General features: G+C 67.7%; 12 protein-coding genes. 4 read left to right on the forward strand and 8 right to left on the reverse strand.

What is annotated here, in order from left to right; genetic code table 11:
• Positions 1–14 precede the first annotated feature (14 nt).
• The 7 genes from KDJ86_RS12355 to KDJ86_RS12385 form a co-directional block, all read right to left on the reverse strand.
• A complete protein-coding gene (locus tag KDJ86_RS12355; protein ID WP_291746074.1) occupies positions 15–677 on the reverse strand; it encodes an RraA family protein in 663 nt (220 codons plus the stop codon).
• A 198-nt stretch (positions 678–875) separates the two neighbouring features.
• Positions 876–2,018, reverse strand: a complete 1,143-nt coding sequence (locus KDJ86_RS12360; RefSeq protein ID WP_291746076.1) for a winged helix-turn-helix domain-containing protein — start codon at positions 2,016–2,018, stop codon at positions 876–878.
• 90 nt (positions 2,019–2,108) lie between these two features.
• On the reverse strand, positions 2,109–2,849 hold the full coding sequence (locus KDJ86_RS12365; protein ID WP_291746078.1) for an ATP-binding cassette domain-containing protein: 741 nt from the start codon (positions 2,847–2,849) through the stop codon (positions 2,109–2,111).
• Positions 2,842–3,876 (reverse strand): ABC transporter permease subunit, encoded by a 1,035-nt coding sequence (locus tag KDJ86_RS12370; RefSeq protein WP_291746081.1) that lies wholly within the window; start codon positions 3,874–3,876, stop codon positions 2,842–2,844. Before KDJ86_RS12370 ends, KDJ86_RS12365 begins: the two co-directional genes overlap by 8 nt.
• 85 nt (positions 3,877–3,961) lie before the next feature.
• Positions 3,962–4,924: an ABC transporter substrate-binding protein gene (locus KDJ86_RS12375; RefSeq protein WP_367116797.1), complete on the reverse strand. Its 963-nt coding sequence runs from the start codon at positions 4,922–4,924 to the stop codon at positions 3,962–3,964.
• 124 nt (positions 4,925–5,048) lie between these two features.
• Positions 5,049–6,608: an FGGY-family carbohydrate kinase gene (locus KDJ86_RS12380; RefSeq protein ID WP_291746086.1), complete on the reverse strand. Its 1,560-nt coding sequence runs from the start codon at positions 6,606–6,608 to the stop codon at positions 5,049–5,051.
• A 115-nt stretch (positions 6,609–6,723) separates the two neighbouring features.
• Positions 6,724–7,500, reverse strand: coding sequence for a glutamine amidotransferase (locus KDJ86_RS12385; RefSeq protein WP_291746089.1), 777 nt, complete (start codon positions 7,498–7,500; stop codon positions 6,724–6,726).
• A gap of 117 nt (positions 7,501–7,617) precedes the next feature.
• Between KDJ86_RS12385 and KDJ86_RS12390 the strand changes: the two genes are divergently transcribed.
• Together KDJ86_RS12390 and KDJ86_RS12395 are read left to right on the forward strand one after the other, a co-directional pair.
• On the forward strand, positions 7,618–8,649 hold the full coding sequence (locus KDJ86_RS12390; protein WP_291746091.1) for a succinylglutamate desuccinylase/aspartoacylase family protein: 1,032 nt from the start codon (positions 7,618–7,620) through the stop codon (positions 8,647–8,649).
• The gene (locus KDJ86_RS12395) at positions 8,646–9,590 is read left to right on the forward strand and encodes a threonine ammonia-lyase (protein ID WP_291746094.1); all 945 of its coding nucleotides are present in this window, start codon (positions 8,646–8,648) and stop codon (positions 9,588–9,590) included. Before KDJ86_RS12390 ends, KDJ86_RS12395 begins: the two co-directional genes overlap by 4 nt.
• Before the next feature lie 12 nt (positions 9,591–9,602).
• On the opposite strand, the gene KDJ86_RS12400 is transcribed toward KDJ86_RS12395, so the two are convergent.
• Positions 9,603–10,472, reverse strand: coding sequence for a LysM peptidoglycan-binding domain-containing protein (locus KDJ86_RS12400; RefSeq protein ID WP_291746096.1), 870 nt, complete (start codon positions 10,470–10,472; stop codon positions 9,603–9,605).
• A 252-nt stretch (positions 10,473–10,724) separates the two neighbouring features.
• On the opposite strand from KDJ86_RS12400, the gene KDJ86_RS12405 reads away from it, so the two are divergent.
• Complete coding sequence (locus KDJ86_RS12405; protein ID WP_291746099.1) at positions 10,725–12,371, forward strand: hypothetical protein; 1,647 nt, start codon at positions 10,725–10,727, stop codon at positions 12,369–12,371.
• Between the two features lie 80 nt (positions 12,372–12,451).
• The coding region (locus KDJ86_RS12410; protein WP_291746101.1) for a hypothetical protein at positions 12,452–12,747 on the forward strand (296 nt) is incomplete at its 3' end.

A 12,747-nucleotide genomic window follows, 5' to 3' on the forward strand; every position in this document is an offset into this window, starting at 1 on the left:
CGCCTGCGGCGCGCCTAGAGCACGCCATATTTGGCGTAGACGTCGCCCAGGAGGCTGCCCTTCAGCAATTCGTCGCGGGTGTGGTTCTCGTCGGCGACCTTCGCCAGCGCCCGCTCGAACACCTCGTCGGCGATGTCCTGCGGCACGACGACGAGACCGTCCGCGTCGCCGAAGACAATGTCGCCGCTATGGACGGTGACGCCGCCGCACTGCACCGGCCGGTCGATCTCGACCATCCGCCCCCGGCCGCGGCTGTCGAGCGGACCGATGCCGCCGTGGAAGACCGGGAATTCGAGCGCGCGGATGTGCTTGATGTCCCGCACCAGCCCGTCGGTGACGCAGCCGACGCCGCCCCGCGCCATCGTAGCGGTGGTGAGGAGCTCACCCCACGGCGCGATCCTTTCCGTCGGACCGCCGCAGCCGAGCACCGGCACGTCGCCCGGCTTGAGATCGTCAATGAGACGAATCTCGAGCTCGTAGGGATTCTCGTCGTCCTCGACCGAATAGGTATTGGTGTAGCCGCCGGTCCGCGCCCTGCCGAGAAGGACGAGCGATTCATCCAGCGGCCGGACGAAAGGGCGCATCGCCTGGCCGCCATGCCCCATTCCATCCAGGACATCGGACAACACCGCTGCGTAGAGCTTCTGCTTCAGCTCGGACGAAATGATCACCTTCACACCTATGATTTGCTGCAACATCCCGGTACGTTTAACGTTAAATGGCGTCTGCCGGGCCGTCAACCGGCTCCCGCGCGATGCGCAAGGGCATCGTCCCGCCTTCGCAAGCCGGTGGCCGGCGCATCCTGCGCCGTCCGGCCGTGATCGCAGCCACCTCCCCTTCCGCCATATCCGTCGCTCGCGCGAACCCCGGCAGCCTCAGTCCGCCAGCTGGAAGCGCTCGAAGCGGTGCAGCGCCTCATCGATCGCCTTCTTGTGCCGGCGGGCGGCGCCCTTGCCCACCCACGTCCAGTTCTGGACGAGGAGCTTTCGTCGCTCGCGGTCGGTCTTGAGATCGATCGCCGCCACGATCTCGTCGCCGACGAGCACCGGCAGGGCGAAATAGCCGAACACCCGCCTTGCCCTGGGGACATAGGCCTCGAAGCGATGCTCATAGTCGAAGAAGAGCTGCAGGCGCTTGCGCTGGATCGTCAGCGGGTCGAACGGCGAGAGGATGTGGACCGGCGCCTCTTCGGCGCCGCCCGCCACCTCGAGGTCTTCGGGACGCGCCCAGTGCGCCGCCTTTTCCATGCCGTCGATGGCGACCGGCACGAGTTCCTTGCGGCGGTGCCGCGCCTCGATCAAGTCCCGCATCCCCGGCTTCGACCGCGCGTCGAGATGGCAGAGCGAATCGAGGCTGACGATGCCCTGGGAACGGAGTCCGCGATCCAGCCGGTAGGCGAGTATCTCGCGCTCGGTCGCGGCGCGCGGCGGCCGCTCCCAACCGAAATGGCGGTCCGTCAGCTCGTAGGTCTTCAGCATCCCGCTGCGCTGGCTGATCGTCACCTTGCCCTGGTGGAAGGCGAGCTGCAGCGTGCGCTTCGATGGCTTGCGGCTCGCCCAGGGGTGATCCTTGTCGACCAGCACGTCGTCGTCGATGTCGCGGATCGTCAGCGCCCCGTCATCCCGGAGCCGGCGCAGCACCTTGCGGGAGTCGCCCGGCTTCACCTCCCCGAACCAGCCGTGTCGCCGCCAGTCGTTCTTCATCGCCCTGAGGAAGAAGCGGAAGTCCCTCGTCGGCACATAGGAAAGCGCGTGGGTCCAGAACTCGAAGACGCTCTTGTCGACGCTTTGCGCCTGATGGAGGTCGGCGCGGCGATAGTCGGGAATCCGCGTGAACAGGATATGGTGATGCGACCGTTCGATGACGTTGATCGTGTCGATCTGCACATAGCCGAGATGTTCGGTCGCCAGGCGTGTCGCCTCCGGCCCGCTGCCGAACGGCGCTTGCGCATCCAGCCGCTGGGCGCGCAGCCAGATGCGGCGGGCTTCCGGCTTGGTCACGGATCGGGGAGTGCTCATCAGCTGCGAAGAAGCCCGCGCGATCTGGAAGGGATGGAACGTCCTGCCCTCGACCTCGGTCGACTCGGCGGAACGATAGCACCCGTGAGGTCAGCCGCCGACCATCAACCGCACGATTTCGTCGCTCGTCGTCTCCGCCGGCACGCGCTCGCCGGCCTTGATGCCGCGCCGCAGCACGACGATGCGATCGGCCACCGCGAAGATGTCGCCGAGATTGTGGGAGATGAAGATGACGCCCTTCCCCTGCTCCTTCAGCGCCATCACCAGCGCCAGGACCTTGCGCTGCTCGGGCACGCCGAGCGCCGCGGTCGGCTCGTCCATGATCAGCACCTTGGCGTTCCAGTAGATCGCCCGGCCGATCGCGACCGCCTGGCGCTGCCCGCCCGAAAAGGCCGATACCGGCGCCTCGAGGCGATCGACGTGGAAGTCGAGCCGCCGCATCGTCTCCTGCGCCGCATCCGCCATCAGCGCGCGATCGAGGACCGGCAGGAAGCCGAATGCGCGGCGCTTCGGTTCACGGCCAAGGAAGATGTTGGCGCCGATCGACAGGTTGTCGGCAAGCGCCAGATCCTGGTAGATCGTCTCGATGCCCCGATCGCGCGCCTGCTGCGGGCTTTCGAAGGAAATCGGCGTCCCGTCGAGCCTGATCTCCCCGCGATCGGCCTTGTAGACGCCCGAGACCGCCTTGATCAGGGTCGACTTGCCGGCGCCGTTGTCGCCGGCCAGCGCCACGACCTCCCCGGCCTTGAGATCCATCGAGACGTCCTCGAGCGCATGGACGCCGCCAAAATACTTGGAGACGCCGCGGATCGACAGGAGCGGTTCACTCATCGACACGCCCTCCCAGCAGCTTCCTCTGGCTCTGGTCGACCAGCACCGAGATGATGATCACCACGCCGACGGCGATGAATTGCCAGAACGGCTCGACGTTGATGAAGACCAGCCCGTATTCGATGACCGCGATGACCAGCGCGCCGGCGACGGTGCCGGCGATATTCCCGGAACCGCCGAACAGGCTCGCCCCGCCGATCACCACCGCGGCGATCGAACTGAGCAGCAGCGGCTCCCCCGCCTGCGCCGCGCCGGCGGCGAAGCGTCCCGAATAGAGCGCCCCGGCGAGGCCGGCGCAAACCGCCGCGAGCAGGTAGATCCGCATCGTCAGCTTGCCGACATTGATGCCCGAGCGCACCGCCGCGACGCGGCTCGCGCCGAAGGCATAGGTGTGTTGGCCGAAGCGGGTCTGCGACAGCATGTAGTGCATGATCAGCACGACCACCGCCGCGATGATCACCAGGATCGGGACGCCGGCGATCCGGCCGTTGCCGATCCAGGCGAACCACGCGTTGGAAACCGGCACGGTCATGCCGCCGGCGATGAGATAGGCCGCCCCCCGCGCGATGCCATACATGCCGAGGGTGCCGATGAAAGGCGGCACCCGCAGCCGGGCGATCAGCCAGCCGTTGACGAGGCCGGGAACGAAGGCGACGGCCACGCCCGAGACAATGCCCAGCAACATCGACAGGAATGGCGGCAGGCCGAGATGGCTTGCGCCGAGATTGGCCATATGGGCCGAGACAACCGCGGCCAGGCCCATCGTGAAGCCGACCGAAAGGTCGATGCCGGCCGAGATGATCACGAAGGTCTGGCCGAGCGCCAGCAGCAACGGGGCGGTCGCAAAGATGCCGATCGACTGGAGGTTATAGGTATTGCCGACAAAGGTGACGCCGTAGACCGTTTGCGCCCAGGTCTCGAAGAAGATGACGAGGATGACAAGGAACAGCCAGGCGCGAAGGTCGGCGACCTTCGACAGGAATGTACGCCCGGGCGGTGGGGCAGCTTCACTGGAAAGAGCGGTCATCGGCTATCCGCTTTCGCGATCCAAGAGACCGAACCGCCGGTCCCCTCCGGGGCCGGCGGTTCATGTTCGACGGCTGGTCCCGCGCCTAGCCGGTGTAGAGATACTTGGAGACGTTCGGATCGTCGATATTGTCCTTGGTCATCACGGTGAAGCCGGTGCCGATATGGGTCGGAACCGGGTTTCCGGTCAGATGGGCATAGGCCGCGACAACGCCGAAATAGCCGATCTCGGCGGGATGCTGCGCGATGACGATCTCGAAGGTCCCGTCCTTGAGCTCCTGGACGACGGACTGCGGCGCGTCGAATGCCGCGATCTTGACTTCGCCCTGCTTGCCGGCCTGCTTGACGCCATTGGCAGTCCCCGAGGCCGAGAACAGGTTCGCGCCGAACACGCCGGCAAGGTCCGGTACGCGGCCGATGACCGCCTGGACCTGCGCCGCGGCCTTGTTCGCGTCGTCGTCGTTGAACTGGGTCTCGAGCACCTCGATGTCCGGATGGTTGGCCATCTCCTGCTTGAAGCCTTCCTCGCGCTGGTCGGTCGTCGACACGCCCGGCTTCACGTTGGAGACATAGACCTTGCCCTTTTCGCCGATCGACTGGGCAAGCGCCCGCGCCGCCATGACGCCGCCGAGGACGTTGTCGGAAGCGACATAGGAGATCGGGAAATCGGCGTCGCCCGCGCCGGTCTGGAACACGCCGTTGCCGATGAAGGTATCGACGCAGACCACCGTGATACCGGCGTCGTTCGCCTTCTTCAGCGGCTCGACCAGCTGCACCTTGTCGGTCGGCGCGATCAGGATCGCGTCGGGCTTGCGCGCGATGACCGCGTCGAGCACCGGCACCTGCAGGGTGACGTTCCACTCCGAAGCGCCCTGGAACAGGAGATCCTGGCCAAGCGCCTCGGCGGCGGCGTCGGCGCCGCGATGCATGGTGATGTAGAAGGCATCGGTCGTCAGGCCGGGCACAAGGGCGATCGTGTGTTTCTTGTTCTCGGCGGCCGCCGGCAGGACCAGCGATCCGGTTCCCGCCGCGGCGGTCGCAGCACCCATCAGACCGAGAAATGACCTGCGTTGAATCATGTTCCTTCCTCCCATTTGCTTTGGCCATGCCGCGAATCGAATCGCCGCATGATTCCGCCTTTCAGGCCGTCAGGCTGGTGCCCGCCGGCCCTGGTCACCGAGCCTCGCTTCCTCCCTGAAATACGTGGAGACTGCGGTTGATCGGCCGCATCCTAGCATGCAGTTGCTCAAAAACCATCGTCCGCAGCGCTGCGTAGCGGTCCTCGGCATCGTCCGGCTCGACGACGAATTCCGTCCGGTCGAGCCCCGCCAGGGCCGCGTCGAGCGAAGGGAAGACGCCGCCGGCGATCCCGCCGAGCAACGCCGCGCCGAGCGCCGTCGCCTCCGGCTCGTCCACCACCACGATCGGACGCGCCATGACGCTCGCCTTGATCGACAGGAACAGCCGGTTTCGCGACACGCCGCCGATCAGCCGCAATTCACGTGGCGGCTCGACCCCGGGAAAGGCCCCCATCGCGTCGAAGATCATCCGCGACTGGATCGCCAGCCCCTCGAGCACCGCGCGGTAGAGCACCGCCGGTGTCGTCTGCTGCGTCATGCCGACGAATGCGCCGCGGGCGTGCGGGTCCGGATCGGGCGGCGAGAGCCCGCCGAGGTCGGCGAGGAAGGCAACGCCGTTGCATCCGGGCGGCACCCGTGCGGCCTCGGCGATCAGCGTGTCGACGGGAAGGCCGCCGACGATCGACCGCAGCCACTCCATGGCCCCGCCGGCGCTGAATATGCCGGCACCGAGATAGGACATCGCCCGGTCCGTCCCGATCGCGCCCTGATAATAGCCCCGCGTGACCAGTTCCGGGTCCGACAGCGGCCGGGCACCGGCAAGCAGGAGCGCTTCCGCCGTGCCGATGCTGTCGATGACCGTTCCTGGCTGCCTCAGCCCGACGGCGAAGCCGCCGACGATATGGTCGTGGCCGCCGACGCCGATCATCGGGCGTCCCTTGATGCCGGTTGCCGCGGCGACGTCGTCGAGAAGCGGACCGAGCGCCGTGCCGCTCGCCGTGATCGGCGCCGGGAGATCCGGTCCCGCCCCGGCCAGCGCCAGCATTTCCGCCGACCATTTGCGGTTGACGATGTCGAAATAGAGCGTCCGCGATGCGAGCGACGGGTCGGTCGCCATTTCGCCGCTGAGACGATAGGCGATCCAGTCGGCCATCATCAGTACATGGCGGGCCGCGGCCATCGCCTCCGGCCGGTGCCGGCGCATCCAGATCAGTTTCAGCAGGGTGAAGTAATGCTGGATCGCGTGGCCGCTGATGCGGAAGACGCAGTCCTCCCCGATCCGCTCCGCGATCTCCTCGACCAGCGGCTCGGTCCGGCGATCGAACCAGACGATGGACGGCGCCAGCGATTGCCCGTCATCGCCGATCAGCACCGGGCTCTCGCCGACGCTCGCCACCGCGATCCCGCCGACCGGACGGCCGGCGAGCGCGGCGCCGATGTCGGACAGCACCTCGAGCACCACCGCCCAGATCCGGTCCGGATCGTATTCGCCGCCGGTCTCGACCGTGTTCAGTGGCGTGGGACGCGACGCGGCGGCCACCTTGCGGCCCCTCGGGTCGAAGGCAATCGCCCGGATCGACGTCGTCCCGAGGTCGATGCCGACCAGCGCCGGCTCCGCCTGCCCGCCGGTCGAACCGCTTTCCGAAATGTTCAATCCTGGACCTCCCCCGTGGTTCCGATTGTTTCACCCGACCTGGCGCGCGGGCGCAATCCCTCGACCAGGGCGGGCGGACCTCGATTTTTCGGAAGGCGACAGCCGCCGCGACCGCCTAGACGCGCTTCGCCAGCCAGCGGAGCATGTTCCGCCACAAGACCGCGTATCCCGGCCAGTCGACGAAGCTCTGCGGCAGCCAGTGCGGTCCGACATCGGATGTCCAGGCGAGCGTCCGGCCCGATCCATGGGTCCCGGTGACGATCAGCGGATGACCGCCGAAATCGGCCGGCAGGCGCGCGACGATCTCGACGTCCTCGCCATCCTTCGCCACCACCTCGTTGGCCCCGAGCAGCGCCGGCCACTCCGGGTCCAGCCCGGCGACGATCGGATGGTCGGGCAGCAGGACCTCGGCCCCGAAACCCTCCGGCGCCTCGATGCGGTCGTCATAGGGCAGGCACCGGACCGGCAGCGCCTCCTCGACCGGCGTCCGCCGCCAGCGCCCCTTGCCGTCAATGCCCTGGAAGGTGAGATAGCCGCCGATCATCCCGAGCCCGCCGCCGGCCTTCGCCCAGTCGCGAAGCGTCTTGAGCCGGTTCGGCACGGTCCTGCCGTGGAGCCAGACGTCCGGGTGCAGCAGCAGCGTATTCGCGCCGATGTCGGAAAGCAGGATCACGTCATAGCCGGAAAGGGCCTCGACGGTGAAAGGCAATCCCTCCGCCGCCTCGTGGGCCGGCATTTGCGTGACGTCGAACTCGCTGTCGGCGAGCGCCGCGAGCAGCGGCCCCGCACCCGAGTGAAAGGTGGTGCTGCGGAAGTCGTCGAAACCCTTGTAATGCGTGGCCGCCGACATCCAGGTCTCGCCGACCAGCAGAACCTTGCTGTCCTTCTGCAAATTTTGCCTCCCCTTTCACGGCTGCGCGGCTGATCGCGCCGCGGGAATGAGTATATATTGATTCCTCCTTCCGATCCGGCCGACAAGACGCGTCAAATCGAAGACAAGAGGCATACCATGGGCCGCCGCATTACCGGGCCACGCGCAACCACAGCATTCGCCACGGTCGATCTCGACAAGCCGGGCAAGCAGACCGGCTTCGTCATGATCCCGCATTCGCCGCACGAGGATGCCTGGGGCGTCACCCGCATTCCGATCGGCGTGATCGCCAATGGCGAAGGACCGACCGTGATCCTCGAAGGCGGCAATCACGGCGACGAATATGAAGGACCGATCGCCATCGCCGAGCTGATCCGCGACCTGGATCCCGGCGAGGTTCAGGGCCGGCTGATCCTGATGCCCGCCAACAACGTTCATGCGGCGATGGCCGGCCGGCGCACCTCGCCGGTCGACGGCCTGAACTTCAACCGCACATTCCCCGGTGACCCGGCCGGAACCATCACCCAGCAGATCTCCGCCTTCATGACCGACGAGATCCTGCCGCGCGGCGACGCCTTTCTCGATCTCCATTCCGGCGGCTCGTCCCTCGACATCATTCCGAGCTCGGTCGTCGAGCCGAGCGAGGACAAGGAGCTCCTCCGCAAGAGCATCGAGGCCAACCGCGCCTTCGACGCGCCCGCCATCGTCGTGATCAGCAATCTCGGCGATACCCGCACCGCCACCGCCTCGGCGATGGCCTCGGGCCTGATCACCGTCGGCACCGAGATGGCGGGCGGCGGCACCGTGTCGATCGACGCGCTGGAAATCTGCCGGCGCGGCATCCGCAACGTGCTCGCCCATCTCGGCGCGCTTCCCGGCCACGCCATCGAGCTGCGCAACGGAAACCGGAAGGTCCTCGAGCTCCCCGGCTCTTCCGCCTTCGTCTACGCGACCATGGACGGCGTCTTCGAAGCCTTCCACCACAACGGCCGCGACGTGAAGGCCGGCGAGCCGGCAGGCCGTATCCATTGCCCGTGGGACCCGACCCGTCCGCCGGAAACGCTCGCCTATAATGCCGACGGCATCCTCTACGGCCGCCGTCAGCCCGGCCGGGTCCAGCCCGGCAACTGCTGCCTCGTGGTCGCCGCCCCCTATGGAGAAGAGCTTTGACGGTCGACATCGCTGATATCGAAGCCGCCCGGGAGCGCATCGCCGGCAAGGTGCGTCACACCCCGGTCATTCCCCTCGGCCAGTTGAAGAACCCGCCGCCGACCGACGCCCGGGTCTCGCTCAAGCTCGAGTCGCTGCAGGTCACCGGCTCGTTCAAGGCGCGTGGCGCCATGAACCGCCTGCTCGCCACGCCGGCCGGGCAAGTCGCGAAGGGCATCGTCACCGCCTCCGGCGGCAATCACGGCCTCGCCGTGGCGCGCACCGCCTACGCGGCCGGCGTTCCGGCGACGATCTTCGTCCCCTCCGGCGTTTCTCCGGAAAAGGTCGCGAAGATGCGGGCATGGGAGGCGAAGGTCGAGGTCGTCGGCGACGAATGGACCCAGTCGAACAAGGCCGCCCTCGATCTCGTCGCCGGGACCGGCGCCATCTACTTCCATCCCTTTGCCGATCCGCTGGTCATCGCCGGCCAGGGCACGCTTGGCCTCGAAATTCTCGATGACCTCCCGGATATCGACGCGATCCTGATCGCGATCGGCGGCGGCGGCCTGATCGCCGGCATGTCGACGGCTATCCGCGCGCGGCGGCCCGGCATCCGGATCGTCGGCGTCGAGCCGACCGGCGCGCCGACGCTCAAGGCCTGCCTCGACGCGGGCAGGCTGGTCGAGCTCCCCGAGGTCACCTCGAGGGTCCCGACCATGACCTGCCGCAAGACCGAGGAGATCAACTACGAGATCGTCCAGCGGAATGTCGACGACATCGTCCTCGTCACCGACGAGGAGATGGAGGCGGCCTCGCGCTGGCTGTGGTTCGAGATGGGCATCGCCGCCGACCTGTCGGGCGCGGCCGCGATGGCGGCGCTCAACAAGGGCGTCGCCGGGCTCGAAGGCATGAAGCACATCTGCGTGCTGGTCTGCGGCGCCGGCGCCGAAGGCACCGTCTGACCGCGCCGGCTGCTACTGGGCCGGCGGGCTCCCGAGGCTGCGCGGCACGACGATCTTCTGGCCGGCCGGTAGTCCGCGATCCGGCTCGATATTGTTGACCGCCGAGACCGCCCAGGCCGGCATGCCGTAGCGTGCCGCGATCGTCGCCGGCGTCTCGCCGGCCTCGGCGGCGATCACCACGCCGGAATCGTAGAGCACGATCGGCTCGCCCCGCGGCATGGCATAGGCGATCTTCACACCGCCCTGGACGGCCTCCGGCTGCTCCGCCTCGGAAGCGATCTTGTTGATGACCGCATCCTGCAGGCCCAGCGTATTGGGCAGGTAGCGATGCCATTCGCCGGGATAGTTCTTGAGGTCGACGCTGGCGAAATGGCCCTTGAAGTCCCGCGCCGGCTTCGGGTCGCCGCCGCCCAGCGTATTATCCGACGAGTAGATGTTGATGAAGCGGTGGACGTTCGACGGCACCGGCCGCGCGATCCGGGTCGGATCGAGGGTGATGATCAGGTTCACCGGCACGCCGGACCGGCGCAGCCACGCGGCGAAGCGGAGCGTCGAGTCGCCGCCGGCCGAATGGCCGATCGCGATGATCGCCGACTTCCAGTTCTCCTTCTTGTAGCGGGCGATCGCGGCATTCGCCGGTCGCAGCCAGTCCGTATAGTTGTGGACCTCCGCGGCAAGCCCTCGTGCCTTCAGCTTGTTGGCGATCTTGTCCATTTCCGGCGTCGCCAACCGTCCGCCCATCGGCCGGAAGACGTAGACGGTGCCGATTACCGGGTCGGGCTGGGCCTGGTCGCGCGAGCCGCCGACGGCCGGCGAGATGCCCGCGGCGGAGGGCGCCAGGAAGAGACTGAGGACAATGAGAAGCTGAAAGGCGCGACGCATCTACACTTCCGGTCCCGGCTGACTGGAAAACCACGATGGCCGAGACGAATCTGCCGGCCGGACGCCTCTCCGCTTAGCATCCCGAGTGGCGCTTTTCTATGACTTGCGCGGTCGCTGGCCGGAGTCGCCCCCCGTGGCTTTCTGGCGGCTTGCGCTCGCGGTCCACTGTGGCAGCATGCGCCGGTTCCCAACCCCGCTTCCACGTATGCGGAACGCTCGCCAGAAGAAGACAACCTCGGGAAGAGACCGTTCATGACCGCTTCGACCATTCTCGAAGGTGCCGTCGCCGTCGACGGGGCCGATGCTTTCCCCCATGCCCTCCGCCGGCTGAAGGAAGCATTCCCGCAGGTCGGCTGGAATGCCGCCGCCGTCGAAGGCCCGCGCATCGCGCTTGCCGCCGACCCCGGCATGACCGAAGGCGCCTTCCGCATCGCGGCCGACGGCGGCACGGTGTCGGTCACCGGCGGTGGCGTTCCCGGCGTCATCTACGCGATCGAGTCGCTGATCGCCGCGGGTGGCAGCGATCGCGCGCGGATGGCGGTCGCCGCCGGCAGCGTCGAGGACGCGCCCGGCATGCTCTACCGCACCTTCTGGACCTGGGATCACTCGACCAACTGGGAGCTGTCGCAGGTCGGGGTCCAGGAGATCGGCGTCTTCAATCCCTATTCCAAGCCACCCGGCGGCTTTCTCGCCGACTACAGGCGTCTCGTCGATTTCTGCAGCCGCAATCGCATCGCCGCCATTGTCATCTACGGCTTCCTCCGCGACACCCATGGCGGCATCGAGGCCGCTCAGGAGCTCTGCCGCTACGCCACCGAACGCGGCGTTCGCATCCTCCCCGGCATCGCCATCGGCGCCTATGGCGGCGTCTACTGGGAGGGCGACCACAAGTACAACCTCTCGACCTGGCTGAAGGCCAATCCGCAATTCGCCGCGACCATGGAAAAGGGCGTCGGCTTCCAGCTTGCCGACCTCTCCTTCCCGCTCAACTTCCCGCGCTCCGACTACACGGTCAGCGCCTGCCCGAGCGCGCCGGAGACCATGGAATGGATGGAGGAGGCGGTTTCCTGGCTTGCCGGGACCTTCGACATCGGCGGCATCAACATCGAGAGCGGCGACTACGGCGTCTGCGGCTGCGAGCGCTGCGTCGCCCGCCGCGCCAATGCCGCGGAGGCCGCCCGCCGCGTCGACGACCATGGCGATTCCTGGTCGCATACCGACATGGCCGAGAATTTCCCGCGCCTCTATCGCGCGGCAAAAGCGAAGAAGCCCGACGCCTGGATCTATGCCGAGATGCAGTGGGACAACCTCCTCGACCCGGTCGCCAGCGATGCCCAGAAGAAGCTGCCCAGGGGCGGCATCTACCAGCACACCGCCAACCGCTCCTTCTGGCGGCGGCTCCGCACCGAGCTGAAGCGCGGCTATGTCGAGGCGCTGCCGACCCAGCCGAACGTGCTCCGCTGCCAGTTCGCCTGCCAGTGGAACGGCGACGAGCGCACCGAGCGCTACGCCCTCAACGCCCGGACCTTCGCCGACATGGCGACCATCGGCTTCGCGGACGCGATGGAGGGCCTGACCGTCTGGGGCGAGGCCTCCGACTACATCGCCACCGTCGAGCTCTCCTACATCGCCTTCGCCCGCTTCACCTGGGAGCCGACCTTGACCTGGGAGCGCTTCGTCGACGAGGAAGCGGCGCCGCGCCTCGGTGGCCGTGCGGCGGCCGAGCGCTTCGTCGCGATCGCCGAGGAGATCGACGCCAACCAGCGCCTGCCCCTCGACCGCCTCGCCGCGCTGCGCGCCGAGGCGCTTGCGCAATCCGCGTCGTCCAAGGGCGACGTCGCCCGCCGCTGGCTGACGCTCGGCGAGCAGATCGCCCGTCGCGAATATATGGGAGCGTGAGGAGGCGCGGGCTGGTACGCCCCCGCCCTCTCCTTCTATGATCGGCCGACATCGCGTCGGGTAGTTCCGGGAGGAAAGGCATGAATGCGCACCGCCGCGGCCTGGGCTGGCCCGCCGCCATCGTCGTCGCGGCGACAGCGCCCGCCATCCCCGCCATGGCACAGGAAGGCGGCGTCGCGCTGTCGGACTGCGGCGCCCTCGTCGGCGTCTACGTCACGCGGAACTACAACAAGCATCCGGGCCCGAAGCGCGTCGTCAGCCGCAGCCTGCTCACCTTCGCCGCCGACGGCGCGGTCGCCTTCGACGATTCGGCCGAAGGTGGCGGACCGGGCTATGCGCCATTCTCCGGCGGCCAGGGCGCCTGGACATGTGTCTC

The sequence above is a fragment of the Bauldia sp. genome, from assembly GCF_020442045.1.
Taxonomy (GTDB): domain Bacteria; phylum Pseudomonadota; class Alphaproteobacteria; order Rhizobiales; family Kaistiaceae; genus Bauldia.